Here is a 14,878-nt window from a genome sequence, read left to right on the forward strand (position 1 = left end):
GATTTCACTGCGTTGACACTCCGTTGCGCAGCCTGAAATGCCAGCGATGAGCAAAGCAACGGGAGCCAAATCGACCGCCCCAGTCTCACCTTACCAGTGCCACCGCGGAAGGGGGCGAGTCTGGAACGCCGATCACCAACGCTCTGACCAGGGAAGGTCTGGCACAGGAAGGTCTGGCACAGGAAGGTCTGGCACAGGAAGGTCTGGCACAGGAACAGATGTCGCGTTGGTGCTGAAAAGCGTTGGCAGGCGATTTTATCACACTGCACAAAATACTGCGTTGGAACCTACAGCGCTCGTTCGAGTCGGTGGTTTTGTTGGTCTGGCGGCCGCAATTGAATCTGCACAAATTGCCGATCAGTCGGTAAGCTTTTGGCAGTGGATCATTCGCAGCTTGAGTGATTCGCGATGCAGGCCTGCTGGCCATTGCGAGGCGATGTCGTTTCGTTGGTCCCGTCGGTTGGGGCGGCTGGTTGCCTGTTTGCGGAGTGATTCACTGCGAGAATTGCTGCGAAATTTGCTGAGCTATTTACCGAGTCGTCTTTCCCGGATTTGACACAAACTCCCATGTCTGAAACCGCTAAACCTTGTCGAGTGCTTTCTGGAATTCAGCCAACAGGTCGTCCTCACTGGGGCAATTACTTTGGTGCGATCCGTCAGTACATTGACTTACAGGAAAACAACCAGGGCTTCTATTTCATTGCTGATTTGCACGCCTTGACCACGGTTCGCGATGCAGAGGCTTTGCGACAGCATGTGATTGACACCTCACTGGACTTACTGGCACTGGGGCTTGATCCGAAAAAAGCCACGTTGTTTGTGCAATCACAGGTGCCCGAGGTCAGTGAGCTGTGTTGGATTCTGCTGAGCGGGACTCCGATGGGCCTGCTCCAACGCTGTGTTGCTTACAAGGAAAAGATGGACAAGGGGCTGCCTGCCGATGCGGGCTTGTTCTCGTATCCCGTGTTGCAGGCGGCGGACATTCTGGCCTACGACAGTCAGTTGGTTCCCGTGGGGGCTGATCAAGTGCAGCACATCGAGGTTTGCCGCGACATCGCTCAGCGATTCAACCATCAGTTCGGTGACACCTTCGTCCTGCCCAACGCCAGTGTGCTGGACGATAGTGCCAAAGTTCCCGGCACGGACGGCGAAAAGATGAGCAAGAGTTACGACAACACCTTGCCGTTGTTTGGGACAACCAAAAAAATTCGCAAGCAGATCATGCGCATCACCACCGACAGTCGTCCCATGGAGGATCCCAAGGAGCCGGAGGGCGATCACCTGTATCAGCTGTTCTCGCTATTCGCCAGTGAAGACCAGAAGCAAGAAATGGCCGCCAAGTACCGTGGTGGTGGATTCGGATATGGCGAAGTCAAGAAAGCGGTCGCCGAAGCCAGTGAGGAGCACTTTGCCAAGGCGCGCGAGAAACGACTAGAGCTGGAGCAAAACTTGGATTACGTCCATCAAGTGCTAGCCGACGGGGCAACCCGGGCACGCGAAGTTGCTGCTGGTGTCTTATCACGCGCTCAGAAAGCTTGCGGCCTGAGGTAATCGAGTGCAACAATGAGCATCGTCGCAACCGGCACCGACATCATTGAAACCGTGCGCATCGCCAAGATGATTGAAACGCACGGTGAACAGTTTCTTGAACGCGTCTACACCGCCAACGAGATCGAGCATTGCGTGCAAAGTGCCGACACGCCGACTCAGTTTGCCATGCGCTGGGCAGCGAAAGAAGCTGTTATGAAAGCGCTCCGCTGTCGACAGCACGGTGTGCGTTGGGTTGACATTGAAATCGTGATCGGTGCAGCAACTTACGAGGTTCGGTTGACCGGCAACGCGCGACGATGTGCCCTTGAACAGAGCATTGAACAGCTGCACCTCAGCCTCTCGGCCTGTCGCACTCACGCGGTCGCCTATGTGATCGCTGAATCATAGCGATTCTTTAGTCGCCTCTCTTGTCGCCGGGCCGCCAGGCGAGCCCATTCCCAGACGCTACCCCTTGGTGTCGATGTTTCGGGACCCGCTGCGCGTTCTCAACTGGGCGATGGCACGCGAAATCGGGTTAAACAGGGACGGTTTAGCGTGTTCCGGTTTCGGTGAACCGATTGGTTGATTGTTTGCCCCTAAGTGTCTACCACTGATCACGCATAGCACCGATCACGTTTGCTTTGGCGGGGCCAACGAGCGATCGGTCATTTCAGGGCTTCTCTACTAGGCCTTTGGGACTTGCGTCACCGTTCGTCTTGGCTGCGGATTTTTGACGGTATCTCGCGTCCACTGATAAGGGCGTGTACGGATGCCCCCCTGCAAGATTCTGAAGCTTAGCCGCCGACTCACCCTGTCTTTCTAACCCTTGGAAACCAGAAAACCTTGATGACCGACCCGCACCAATCTGGCCTTCGCAAGTGGCATCGACGACCAGCGTCGCATTTTCTGATGATTTCGGCAGCCTGTGCCAGTTTGCCGGTGGTTGCTGCGATGGCAATGCTTCTGACAGGTTGCAGCACTGCCCCGCCGATCCCGGAAAAGCCATTGCCGCTGGTAACCGTCGCCAAGCCACTGCAGCAGCAAATTGTGGAATGGGACGCCTACACCGGGCGCATTGAACCGGTGGACTTTGTTGAAGTCCGCGCACGGATCGGTAGTCACTTAAAGTCTGTTCACTTTGTCGAAGGCCAAGTCATCCAGAAAGGCCAATTGCTGTTTGTCATCGATCAACGGCCTTACCAAGCACAATTGCGAGAGGCCGAAGCACGCGTTGAACAGGCTCTGTCCAAACGTAACGAATCCCAATCGCGACTGGCAGAAGCGAAGGCTCACTTGCAGCAGTACCGCGTGCAGCAGCACTTAGCCGAGACCCGTTACGAACGGACCCAGGCGCTCTTCAAGAGTAGTGCTACGTCACAAGACGAGGTGGACCAAGGTGAAGCCGAATTCTTACGCTCGCAAGCCGACGTGGAAGCCGGTGTGGCCAGTGTTCGATCGGCCGAGGCCGCGATCGCTTCGGCAGAAGCTGCGATTGAGACCGCGCGTTCTGAAGTGGAAACTGCCCAGTTGAATCTTGAATACACTTCAGTGACTGCTCCGATCACGGGCCGCGTCAGCCAGAAGTTTGTGACTGAGGGCAACCTGATTAGTGGCGGAGCGGCCACGTCGACGATGCTCACCACGATTGCGGCGATGGATCCCATCTTTTGTGCCTTCGACGCCAGTGAGCAAGAAGTGCTGAAGTACATGCGTTTGGATCATTCTGGTAAACGTCAAAGCTCCCGAGACGCCAAGAATCCTGTGTTCCTTGGCTTATCAGATGAATCCGGATTGCCTCACAAAGGATACATTGACTTTGTTGACAATCGGTTTGATAGCGCCACCGCGACGATGCGTGCTCGGGCCGTGTTTGACAATGCTGATCAGTTGCTGGTCCCGGGCATGTTTGCCAAGCTGCGGATCCCCGGCAGTGCTCCCTACGATGCCGTCTTGATCCCTGAGTCAGCGATTTCCATCGATCAGTCGAACCACTATGTGATGCTGGTCCGTGATGGAGTGGTTGAAGTTCAGCCGATACAAATTGGCCCATTGGTCCATGGCTTGCGTGTTGTTCGAGCTGGGCTTGATGGCAGCGAGAGCCTGATCATTAAGGGCATGCTGAATGTGCGATCGGGTTCCAAAGTCCAGCAGGTTGCCAGCACCATCGAGGCGACCAACGATGGGCTTCCCAATCAGTACATCCCCGTCCCCAAAGAAGACTGGCTGATCTCCGTTAGCACTGAAGACAACCGCCAAGCACAGGTTGCCAAACAGGAGGCCGTCCAGTGAAGTTGCCACACTTTTTCATAAACCGACCGATCTTTGCATCGGTGCTGGCATTGATGATCGTCTTGGTCGGCGGAATCACTTATTTCTCGTTGCCTGTGTCTCAGTATCCCAGCGTCGTCCCGCCAACGATTGTTGTCCGAGCGAGCTACCCTGGGGCGACTCCGGAAACGATTGCTGAAACCGTTGCGACTCCGATCGAACAGGAGATGAACGGTGTCGAAAACATGCTGTACATGGAATCGTCTTCGAGCGCTGACGGAACCATGCAGTTGACCATTACATTCAAGCTGGGGACCGATCCTGACGCAGCTCAGGTGTTGGTGCAGAATCGTGTCAGCGTCGCTGAAGCGAGACTGCCCGAGGATGTGCGGCGAATCGGTGTGACCACGGAGAAGACGTCGCCGGACATGCTGCTGGTGGCTCACTTGTATTCCCAGGATCAGACTCGAGATCAGCTATACATTAGCAATTACGCGTACTTGCGGGTGCGTGATGAACTGTTGCGTCTGGAGGGTGTTGGCACCGTGCGGATCGCCGGTGGCAACGAGTATTCGATGCGGATCTGGTTGGATGTGGAAAAAATGAACCACGTCGACGTGACCTCGCAAGACATTGTGGGAGCCATTCGCAGCCAAAATGCGCAGGTCGCAGCCGGCGTGATCGGCCAACCACCGATTGACACGAAGAATGCGTTCCAATTAAGCGTCACCACGCAAGGGCGTTTGGAGCGTCCCGAGCAGTTTGAAGACATCATCATTAAACTCGGTGCAGATGGTCGCGTGACACGTTTGAAAGATGTCGCCAGAGTGGAACTGGGCGCAGCAGACTACTCTCGGATCAGTTACCTCGACGGCAACAACGCCGTTGCGATTTTGGTCTACCAACGCCCCGGTACCAACGCGGTTGAAGCGGCTCAGGCTGTCCAGTCAACGATCGAAAGGCTTAGCCAAGACTTTCCCGCTGGCTTGGACTATGAAATCGCATACAACACCACCAAGTATGTGGAGGAATCGATTGACGAGGTTTTCAGCACTCTGTTTTTGGCGGCCTTGATTGTGGCGGCGACTGTGTTCGTGTTTCTGCATGGATGGCGGCCAACTTTGGTGCCGGTGATTGCCATCCCGATTTCCTTGATCGGAACCTTTGCCGTGATGCAGGCCATGGGATTGAGCCTCAATACGCTGTCGCTGTTTGGTCTCGTGCTGGCGATTGGAATTGTGGTCGACGATGCCATCGTGGTGGTGGAGAACGTTGAACGTCTGATTGCCGAAGGACTGTCCCCGAAAGAAGCCACCCATCGAGCGATGAATGAGGTCGGGTCAGCGCTGATCGCGACCACGTTAGTCTTGATTGCGGTGTTTCTGCCGACGATCTTTCTTCCCAGTATCAGCGGCAGGTTTTATCGTCAATTCGCGTTGACGATTTCCATCGCTACCGCGATCTCCACGTTTGTCTCCTTGACGCTTAGCCCCGCCATGTGTGCGTTGTTGTTGCGGCCCAAGGACGGTCCCCAGACGGGTCTGCAAAAGCTTGGCCAGCGTCTGTTTGGTTGGTTCTTTCGCGGTTTCAATCGGTTCTTTGACTACACTGGAACGCTGTACGCAAACATCGTCACACGAGTGATTCGTGGTTCGGCGATCGCGTTGGCTGTCTACCTTGGGTTGTTGGTTTGTACCTGGAACAGTTTTTCTTGGGTGCCCTCAGGATTCATTCCCCAGCAAGATCAAGGAGTGTTGATTGTCAGCATTCGCTTGCCTGACGGAGCGTCATTGTCTCGAACCAATGAGTTGGTCAAACAAGCCAGCAAGATCGGCGGCGATGTCGATGGAGTCTCGCATTGCATTGGCATTGCGGGCTTGTCAGGATCGACGTTCACGATCAGTCCCAATGCGGCGGTGATGTTTTTGACGCTGGAAAATGCTCGCGCTCGTGCCGCTCGAGGCCGAACTGCCGACGTTTTGACGGCTGAACTGCGACAGAAGATGGCAGTGCTGAACGAAGCTCAGGTCTTCGTGATTCCTCCTCCGCCGATCCGCGGGATTGGTCGTGGTGGTGGTTTCAAAATGTATGTTCAAGATCGCAGCGGCGCTGGAATTGAATCATTGGACCGAGTCACCAAAAACATGCTCGTGGCAGCCAATGAACAGCCGAACTTGGTCCAAGTGTTTTCCAATTTTCGCATCGGAGTTCCGCAGATTTACGCCGATGTCGATCGCACCAAAGCTGAAATGTTAAACGTCCCCGTTTCGAATGTCTTTGATGCATTGCAGGTTTGTTTGGGGTCGCTGTACATCAACGACTTTAACTTCTTGGGACGCACGTACCGCGTGACGGCTCAGGCCGAGCCCGAGTTTCGTGACCACGCAGAGGATATCTTGCAACTGCGCACCTCCAGTGCCGATGGTGCCAGCGTTCGTCTGGGAACCGTTGCCAATGTGAAGCCGCAGGTCGGACCGGATCGCATCGTTCGTTTCAACCTGTTTCCTGCCGCAGACATCAACGGAGCGACGGTGCCGGGGACCAGCACGGGAGAGTCTCTGGCAACGATGGAGCAGCTGGCTGCGGAGAATTTGCCGGCTGGATTTGGCTATCAGTGGACGGACTTGTCGTACCAAGAAAAGCAGGCGGGAAACACGATCGTGTATCTGTTTCCGCTAGCCGTTTTATTCGTCTTCCTGACACTTGCGGCACAGTATGAGAGTTGGTCCCTGCCGTTGGCGATCATTTTGATTGTGCCGTTGTGTCTGCTCTCTGCGCTCGCTGGGATTTGGTTCCGTGGCATGGACAACAACATTCTGACTCAGATTGGTTTCATCGTTTTGATTGGTTTGGCGTGCAAGAACGCGATTCTGATTGTCGAGTTTGCCAAAGCGGAAGAAGATCAAGGGAAGACGAGCGTTCAGGCGGCGGTGGATGCTTGCCGAATGCGTTTGCGACCGATCCTGATGACGGCGTTCTCGTTCATCTTGGGTGTGTTGCCATTGTTGCTGGCGACGGGAGCGGGGTATGAGATGCGACGCGTACTGGGAACCACGGTGTTTGCAGGCATGTTGGGAGTGACCTTGTTTGGGCTGTTCCTGACGCCGGTGTTTTATGTGGTCATTCGACGGTTCTCAGCACACAAGGCGTCGCAGGTTGTTGCTGGGGCGGCCGAGCCGTTGGGGATCGATGGACGCGATCGATAACGGTGTTTGTTTCGTATGAGCTTGGTGATGAAACGAAAAAAGCGTCCAGCCTTCCGGCCGGACGCTTCGTTGCATTCCGTGTTGGATCGCAATGGAGGTTGCGTTAGTTCCCTTGGAACAGTTCGCGAATCCCGAAGGTAAAGAAGGTCGCGATACCAAAGTTCAGCAACTCTTCTTCGGGCTTGTGCTGGAGAACCAGAATGTCGCCTGGCTGAATCAAGGGTCTTGAGCGAGGATCGTTGATCGCCTTGGTCAAGTCCACTTCGATGGCGATCTGGCCATCACAAGGAGTTTGGCGTAGGACAAAGAGGCGGCCGGGAGGAATGCTGCTAAAGCCACCTGCTAGGCCGCCGCCCATACCGCCTCCACCGCGACCGCTAGGGCTGTAGACGCCGCTGCCAACCATGGCCATGGCACCCAGGACGTCCAGGTCATAGTCACGTGGCAGTGGGAATTCGCCACCAGGCAACAGGCCACCGGTGTAGAACACTTCGGTTTCACGAGATTCGATATAAACGATGTCACCAGACTGCAGGGTGATTTGTTCTTGAGTCAGATTAGCACTTTCACCGGGACGCACTCGCAGTGGAATCCGCAGCACGGTGGGATCGTCTGGAAGTTCAGGCAAGCAGGCGCAGGGATCTTGCATGGCAATGTCACGCATCTGACGATACTTGGCCATGAATGCTTCACGAACCGCTCGGTTTTCGTTGCTCGCACGCAGGATTCGAACTTCATTTTTCGCGTTCAGTCCTGGCAGGCCGCCGGTCTCAACCAGAGCGTGCAAGATATCATTCTGATAGGCACGCAATTTGATCAATCCGCCGGTCGCGCTGCGATCGGTGCCGCCACGGAGCGTCGCCGATGAGCCACCACCGCCAGCGGCGTTGTCTTCACGCACAACAATGACATCAACGGTGCGTTCCTTGATGATCGTCACGATCGGACGTGCTTTGTGCGGCTGCAAAATCTGGTTATCAAGATAGGCGTCGCGAATGGCATCGCGAACTTGATCCAAGGTCAGTCCCGCGACATTGATCGGTTCGATCAGCGGCAATGAGAGCGAACCATCTTCTTGAACGGCGATCGGGTATCCAATCGACGGTGGTAGCGTGCTGGTTGCGTCGGGGAAGTTCACCGGTGGCGGAGACGGCGCGGCGTTCGGGCCGCTGTATGGCAGCACATCTTCAATGTACACACCAAGGATATCGCCTGGGCCAACAAGATACTCCCGAGGCGGCTCCAGCGTGAGCTCCGAGAGATCGACTCGAACCAAGTCATTCTTTGGCTCGGCGAAGAATTCCGTTGGCAAGCGGTGCGCTGGAATCCCTTCGATGGGCTGAGTCAACGCGGAACAGCCGGTCAGGCCAAGCATCAGAAGGCCACCGGCGACGCCACGCGCCAGCCAACCGCACAGGCGTTTACTGGCTGAGGCGGTTGATTCGTTGTCGGCCGGTGCAGCCGCAATTTGGAGAGGCAAAGTGTTTTCGTTCATCCCTGAAACTCGTCGCTAAAAGTTGCGCGTGTATCGCCGTGATTGGAGGAGGAGGTCTATTCGAGATTGAAGGGAATGCCGCCGACGTTTCGATCGGTCTGTTCGCCATCACTCGCTGGATTGTCGTCAAAGCTAAACTCAATCTCCGTTGCTGGTTCAGACACTGGCGGAAGTTCAGCACTGGAGAGGTCAATTGGGTTTTCAGTCGGAGTCACGACCTGCGAGCCAACTTGTTCGGCTGGGACAACGAATGCTTCAGCTGATTTCGCCGGAACGCCTGATCCCAATGGCAGGCTGGTCGAATCGTTCAGCGGTGAAGGCTGTGCTTCTGCCGGTGGTAATTGAGCCGGTGCTGGGATGGCGTTGTCAATCTCTGCAGCCGCTGGGGCGGGCATGGGTTCAGTGATTTCAGGCACGATTTCCACTGGCGGTGCGAAGTCCGGTTGCAACTGCAATGGCTCGCCGATCGCTTCGGGCTGCAAGATGCTGGCTTCTGGTCCAACGGGAATCAGTTCCCCGGACGGTCCAACTTCGAGGGTTTGTTCACGCATCAGCTCTTCGCCGATGTTTGCCGGAGAACGCAGTGAAACAGGGACGCGGCCCCAGTAAGCGATGCCGTCTTCTTCAGCTGCCTTGGCACCCAAAGGATAGCCAGCGAACCAAGATTGGATGGCAGCTTGTCCACCAGCGGATTGATAGCGCCAACCCCAGAATTCGGTGGGAGCAATGCTGGGAGTGCAACCTGATCCGCCGTTGGCTACGTCAGCGTAACCGGCCAAGAAGCCACTGCGGAACTCATTGACGTTTGCACATCCGTGGTAACGATCTCGAATTCGGAACCAAGCACGCTTGCCAAACACCATGTTGCGGTGTCCGATCATGAAATCTTCCAGCGGTTCACAGCGCCGGAACTGTTTCACGGCGTTGTTCATCATCGAACAACCGCTGCTGGTGAGAATCATCACCAGGCTGAACAAGGCGATTGTCCAACGCAGCGTCCCAAGCGTGGAACGATGGGCTTTCGCAGGCGAACTGGGAACCGTGCTCGGTGGGGGAACGCTATCCATCGACCGTTTGGCGATGATGGGTTGATAGCGCTGAGGTTGTTTTCGCAGGGGTCTCGATGGTGCCATAACTGCATTCTCTGGACGCTAGGTGAGGCCCCCGACTGCGGGATGCCTGGCACCTTGGCGGCGATTGGCTGAGTGTTTTCAGTAGGACTGAGTGTTTTCAGTAGGAAACGGGCCCGCATGTTTGTGCTGGCAACCCGTCCATTCGAGTTTATCGCCGGTTGGGTCCTGAGGATTTAGCCAAAACTATGGGAAAGTCCAGTTGTGCTGATTACATGCTGTAGAGAAGCCTCTCTGGGGAGGGGGTGGTGGCAACCTTAGGGAAAATCCTCAGCAACCTATTAGCTGCCAGATCGTTATGATGATGCCCGCAAGCTTGGTAAATTGTGCCGTGTCGGATCTCCTCGCTGATTAGACTGCCTCTAAATCTAAACCATCATCTATTCTTTTCTATTGCCCCTCCTTTCACACGACTGAGCTGCTCAGTACTGCTCGCGGTTTTCATTTTGCGAGCGGCACACTGATCCAGCTCTCCATCGAGTTGTTGAATTTATGGTTCTTATCGCCGGTGTCGCACTGGTCATTTCGATGATCGCTGCGCTGCTGATCGTACCGCTCGTCCGCCGCATCGCACCTGCGATCGGAATGGTGGACAAACCTGATAAAGAGCGCAAGCTGCATTCGTCTTCGATTGCACTCGGTGGCGGGATCGCCGTGCTTGCTGGTCTTCTGATCGGTGTCGCGGTTGCAGTGTCGGTTGCTCATTCGACGTTGTTTGCCAGCGTGGTCAACGAGTGGTTTGGCATTGAGTTCAGTCCTGATCAGCTCGATCGGTTTAACGAGCAGTGGTTGGGGTTGATCTTGGCCGCGCTTGCGATGCTTTGTGTAGGGTTGGTTGACGATATTTTTGTGTTGCGTGGTCGCCAGAAGTTACTGTGTCAGATCCTGATCATCTCTGCTTTGGTTGGCACCGGGACGGTTGTGGACCGAGTCGGGTTGTTCGGCATGGAACTGCAACTCGGGTCACTGGCTTTTCCAGGCACGGTGTTGTGGTTGTTGGTTTGTGTGAACGCTCTGAATTTGATTGATGGAGCTGATGGAGTCGCGACCACCACTGGCTTTTTCATCAGCTTAGGGCTTGCCGTCATTAGCTTGCACTATGGATCGACGCTAGGCAGTCTGTTTGCATTTGCCTTGGCTGGCAGTTTGGTTGGATTTTTGTGGTTTAACAAACCGCCGGCAACGATCTTCTTGGGTGATGCTGGCAGCATGGTCATCGGATTGCTTGTGGGAGTGATTTCGGTTTGGAGTAGCGTCAAAGAGTCGACGTTATTGGCCTCCGCTCCGATCGCAATTTTGGCGGTGCCGTTGATTGATTCTGCTGCTGCGATCACACGCCGTTGGCTCACCGGACGCAGCATTTACGCAGCGGACCGCGCCCACCTGCATCATCTTTTGCAGCGAAAATACGGCCATAAAAAGATGTTGCTGATCGTGGCTGGTCTTTGTTCCCTGGCCACTGGGTTGGCCATTGCCTCGGCAATCTTCAACGCACCCATGCTGGCTGTGGGCGGTTTCGCTGGCGTGATTTGCTTGCTGTTAGTGACCCGTTCATTCGGCTACGCAGAGTGTCAGTTGGTGGCTATGAAGCTGTCCAATCTGACTCATTCGATGTTTTCCAGGCCCTCGGGAATGCAACCCTCTTCCGATTCACGTTGGTTGCCACTGCAGGGCAGCGGTGATTGGCAAATGGTTTGGGAACCGTTGGTGCAGATGGCCCGCATCAATGAATTATCGCGAGTCAGCATCGATTTAAACCTCTCCAGCTTGCATGAAGGATTCCATGCCAATTGGAGCGATAGCAGACAGCCCGACCGTGACAGTCAAGCTTCGATGCGATGGCCTATCGTCATTCGTTTGCCTGACAGTCATGTGTCGCTGAACGTGGGAACGTTGACGATGGTGGCGGATGCCGATCGCACGGATCTGTCCGAACGTTTCTCGAATGTGTGTTCCATGCTGGGCCAGATGGAAGCTCAGATCCATTCGGTGATCGCCAAGTTGGACCGCGAAATCATCAGTCTTCAGGCGAGCCCACAACAAGTGGTTCCAAAGCCCGCTTCTCTGGGACGTGAAACGCAAGAGTCAGAAAGTGCTGTTCCAGCGAGCATTGCAACAGACCCCGCATTGACGCCTTGACGTGACGCTTCTCCTCGCCAGCGGTGTCAAGCAAAGTCCTTGAACGCTGCACTAGTCTTGTGCCGCAAGGCCACGAACCATCGATTCTTTGATGGATGCCGATGAGGTGTCGCGGCGGTTAGGGCAAACGTGTGTTGCTTAACGTGTGCCTTGCGTTGTCTTGTCTTCGAAAGCAAGTTGCAACGTCGTGCGGTTGTTCCCAGGCGAAAGCCCTGCAGTGGCTTCCTGGTTGATGCTCCTAGCCACTGGTGCTCGGCCGAACGCGTGACAGCGTCTTCAAGCCATGCTCATGCATGCGATTGGTTAGCATCCCGCGTCGCGACCCAGCCATTCGGGGGCTCTCATATCAGACATTGTCTGAGGAGGGGACTCGGTTACCTCCAAGGGCGTTATTGCTGAAGCAGATCGTCATGGACAGCTTACGGCGTTCGCTTGGAACAATCGCTTGTTTCGGTGCATCTTAACCAATTGCCATTGCTTCACTGACTGTCATCAATTGGGTTCAATCGAGTTCCAAATATTGCCGATGGGAAAACCCTCAGGGTTAGACCTGTTGGATTCATTAAGTGGATTATGCTGGCTAAGTGCACGTGTTCTTCTGCTTGCTCTGCTGACCCATCGGGTGGGTTTTAGGGCTGTGATCGGCAGGGGAACCAGTGGGTTTCTTCGCAAGAGTTGTCAGGGTGTTTTTGAAACACCGTGTCACCCAAGTGGACGAAGTCCGCGCCGAGCCAAGTCATGGCTGGGACCGTGAGGGCAGTCTAGCTATCGAAGTTGCCAGTCTCGCTGTATCGGTAGCTGGGAGTAGCCGATAACGGTACGGTAGAAATCGACTGCCATCGAGCCTGTGATTGCTTGGCTGGAGCCTGCGTCTCGGTGCTTTCAAACGGTTCGACCTCGCATCGGCGGTTGGATTCGATCCCGTTGCTGAATCCACTTCTCGCCGTTCCCGATCGAAGAGTTCTGCTTTGCCCATTCTCGCTCAAGAACCTGATCAGTTTCCCGAAGGCATGCTGGATGATCCAGAAGTGGAATCCCAGTCATGGTGGTTGATGCGGACGAAGTCACGTCAGGAAAAGCAATTGATGCGAATTCTGCGTGCCGTCGGAGTCTCTCACTACGCGCCTCAGATTACTCAACGTTACCGATCGCCGTCGGGACGTGTTCGCACAAGCTACGTGCCTTTGTTTGGCAACTATGTGTTTGTGTGTGGCGACAATGAAGCTCGCTATGAAGCGGTTTGCACAGGCTATGTGATCAAGCACGAAGAGGTCATTCAGGTTGAGCGATTGGTTGCCGATCTGCGACAGATTCGTGACCTGATTCAGTTTGGTGCTCCTTTATCGGTCGAAGAGCGTTTGGAGCCCGGCCAGCGCGTGCGAGTGAAGAACGGTAGCTTTGCAGGTTATGAAGGCGAAGTCCTTCGCCGTGATCAGGAAACGCGACTGATTGTGTCGGTGCACTTCATGGACCATGGCGTCAGCGTCAAACTGGATGATTGTCAGTTGGAGCCCATCGGTTCGGAAACGGTTGCCGAGTAGAGTGGCTTTCTGTGGGGGTTTGCGCCCACCATTTTGAAACTATTCTATAGTTGCGTGATGGTGGCAATTTCCTGTCATTCTGATCCCCACAGATCGTTCCTTAGAAGGCTTTTCGTTAGTTATGTCTGACACACAGGCGATTCCGACCGAGATTAAGCGCATTTGCTGCATTGGTGCCGGTTATGTTGGCGGCCCCACGATGGCCATGATTGCTCACAAATGCCCTCAGATTGACGTCACCGTTGTTGACATCAATCCACAGAGAATTGCCCAGTGGAATTCAGATGAGTTGCCCATCTATGAGCCCGGCTTGGACGAAATCGTCAAAGAGGCTCGCGGGCGCAATCTGAGCTTTTCGACCAATGTGGATCAGGGAATTGATCAGGCCGAAATGGTCTTCATTTCCGTCAACACTCCCACAAAAACCTTCGGCGTCGGAGCGGGGCGCGCGGCTAACTTGGAATATGTCGAGAAGTGTGCACGACAGATTGCTCGTGTTTCCACGGGCCACAAGATTGTGGTTGAAAAGTCAACGTTGCCCGTGCGAACCGCCGAGGCAGTGAAGCGAATCCTATCCAGTGGTGAAACAAAGGCATCCTTCCAAGTCCTTTCCAATCCCGAATTTTTGGCCGAAGGCACGGCGATCGATGACCTGCTGGCTCCGGACCGAGTCCTGATCGGCGGTGAATGTGCCAATGCCATCGAATCCCTCGTGAACATTTACGCCAATTGGGTGCCTCGCGAACGACTGCTGACCACCAACCTGTGGAGCAGCGAGCTCTCAAAGTTGACTGCCAACGCCTTCCTCGCGCAGCGTGTGTCATCCATCAATGCTATCAGTGCATTATGCGAAGCGACCGAAGCCGATGTCGATGAAGTCGCTCGCGCCATCGGAACGGACTCGCGGATTGGTCCCAAGTTCTTGAAGTCCAGTGTTGGCTTTGGAGGCAGCTGCTTCCAGAAAGACATTTTGAACCTGGTGTATTTGTGCGAGTACTTCGGGCTTCCGGAAGTTGCCAATTACTGGGAACAAGTGGTTGCGATGAACGACTATCAGAAACGTCGGTTCGTCACGCGAATCCTTCGCACCATGTTCAACACGGTCTCGGACAAAAAGATCGGTATTTGGGGGTTCGCCTTCAAGAAAGATACCAACGACACGCGTGAGTCAGCTGCGATCTATGTCTGCCGAGATCTGCTATTGGAAAAAGCACGACTGGACATTTACGATCCTAAAGTCCCGCAAGATCAGATCAAACGCGACTTGATGTGGGCTTTGACCGATCAGGGTGCGATGAGCAGCGAGCAAGCCCAGGCAGCGATCGAAGAGAACGTTCGCTTTGCCGATGGCTGTTTACCTTCAGCAACCGATGCTCACGCCATCGCGGTCTTGACGGAGTGGGACGAGTTCGCTGATGTTGACTTTCAAGCCGTGCACCAAGTGATGAAAAAGCCTGCCTTTGTCTTTGACGGACGCAATGTCCTGAAAGACATGGACCTTCGGCAACTTGGGTTCGACTATTACGGGATTGGGTTTTAGGCAACGAGTTGTTGGCAACTTGGTACGCC

The 14,878-nt window shown here is 54.8% G+C and carries 9 protein-coding genes; 7 read left to right on the top strand and 2 right to left on the bottom strand.

What is annotated here, in order from left to right:
• Positions 1-567 precede the first annotated feature (567 nt).
• The 4 genes from trpS (at position 568) to SV7mr_RS07915 (ending at position 7,004) form a co-directional block, all read left to right on the top strand.
• A complete protein-coding gene (trpS, locus tag SV7mr_RS07900; RefSeq protein ID WP_145270820.1) occupies positions 568-1,551 on the top strand; it encodes a tryptophan--tRNA ligase in 984 nt (327 codons plus the stop codon).
• A gap of 12 nt (positions 1,552-1,563) precedes the next feature.
• The gene (gene acpS / locus SV7mr_RS07905) at positions 1,564-1,938 is read left to right on the top strand and encodes a holo-ACP synthase (protein ID WP_145270822.1); all 375 of its coding nucleotides are present in this window, start codon (positions 1,564-1,566) and stop codon (positions 1,936-1,938) included.
• A 438-nt stretch (positions 1,939-2,376) separates the two neighbouring features.
• Complete coding sequence (locus SV7mr_RS07910; protein WP_419188236.1) at positions 2,377-3,819, top strand: efflux RND transporter periplasmic adaptor subunit; 1,443 nt, start codon at positions 2,377-2,379, stop codon at positions 3,817-3,819.
• The gene (locus SV7mr_RS07915) at positions 3,816-7,004 is read left to right on the top strand and encodes an efflux RND transporter permease subunit (RefSeq protein ID WP_145270824.1); all 3,189 of its coding nucleotides are present in this window, start codon (positions 3,816-3,818) and stop codon (positions 7,002-7,004) included. The genes SV7mr_RS07910 and SV7mr_RS07915 overlap by 4 nt, the downstream gene beginning before the upstream one ends.
• Positions 7,005-7,107: 103 nt before the next feature.
• On the opposite strand, the gene SV7mr_RS07920 is transcribed toward SV7mr_RS07915, so the two are convergent.
• Positions 7,108-8,499 (bottom strand): polysaccharide biosynthesis/export family protein, encoded by a 1,392-nt coding sequence (locus SV7mr_RS07920; RefSeq protein ID WP_419188237.1) that lies wholly within the window; start codon positions 8,497-8,499, stop codon positions 7,108-7,110.
• Positions 8,500-8,555: 56 nt separating this feature from the next.
• The gene (locus tag SV7mr_RS07925) at positions 8,556-9,632 is read right to left on the bottom strand and encodes a hypothetical protein (protein WP_145270827.1); all 1,077 of its coding nucleotides are present in this window, start codon (positions 9,630-9,632) and stop codon (positions 8,556-8,558) included.
• 489 nt (positions 9,633-10,121) lie between these two features.
• Here SV7mr_RS07925 and SV7mr_RS07930 point away from each other — a divergent pair, with 489 nt between their 5' ends.
• From SV7mr_RS07930 to SV7mr_RS07940, 3 genes are all read left to right on the top strand, one after another.
• Positions 10,122-11,768, top strand: coding sequence for a glycosyltransferase family 4 protein (locus SV7mr_RS07930; RefSeq protein WP_145270829.1), 1,647 nt, complete (start codon positions 10,122-10,124; stop codon positions 11,766-11,768).
• Between the two features lie 968 nt (positions 11,769-12,736).
• On the top strand, positions 12,737-13,309 hold the full coding sequence (locus SV7mr_RS07935) for a transcription termination/antitermination NusG family protein (protein WP_145270831.1): 573 nt from the start codon (positions 12,737-12,739) through the stop codon (positions 13,307-13,309).
• A gap of 121 nt (positions 13,310-13,430) precedes the next feature.
• Complete coding sequence (locus SV7mr_RS07940) at positions 13,431-14,849, top strand: UDP-glucose 6-dehydrogenase (protein ID WP_145270833.1); 1,419 nt, start codon at positions 13,431-13,433, stop codon at positions 14,847-14,849.
• Positions 14,850-14,878 lie beyond the last annotated feature (29 nt).

This window comes from Stieleria bergensis (genome assembly GCA_007745635.1).
Lineage (GTDB): Bacteria > Planctomycetota > Planctomycetia > Pirellulales > Pirellulaceae > Stieleria > Stieleria bergensis.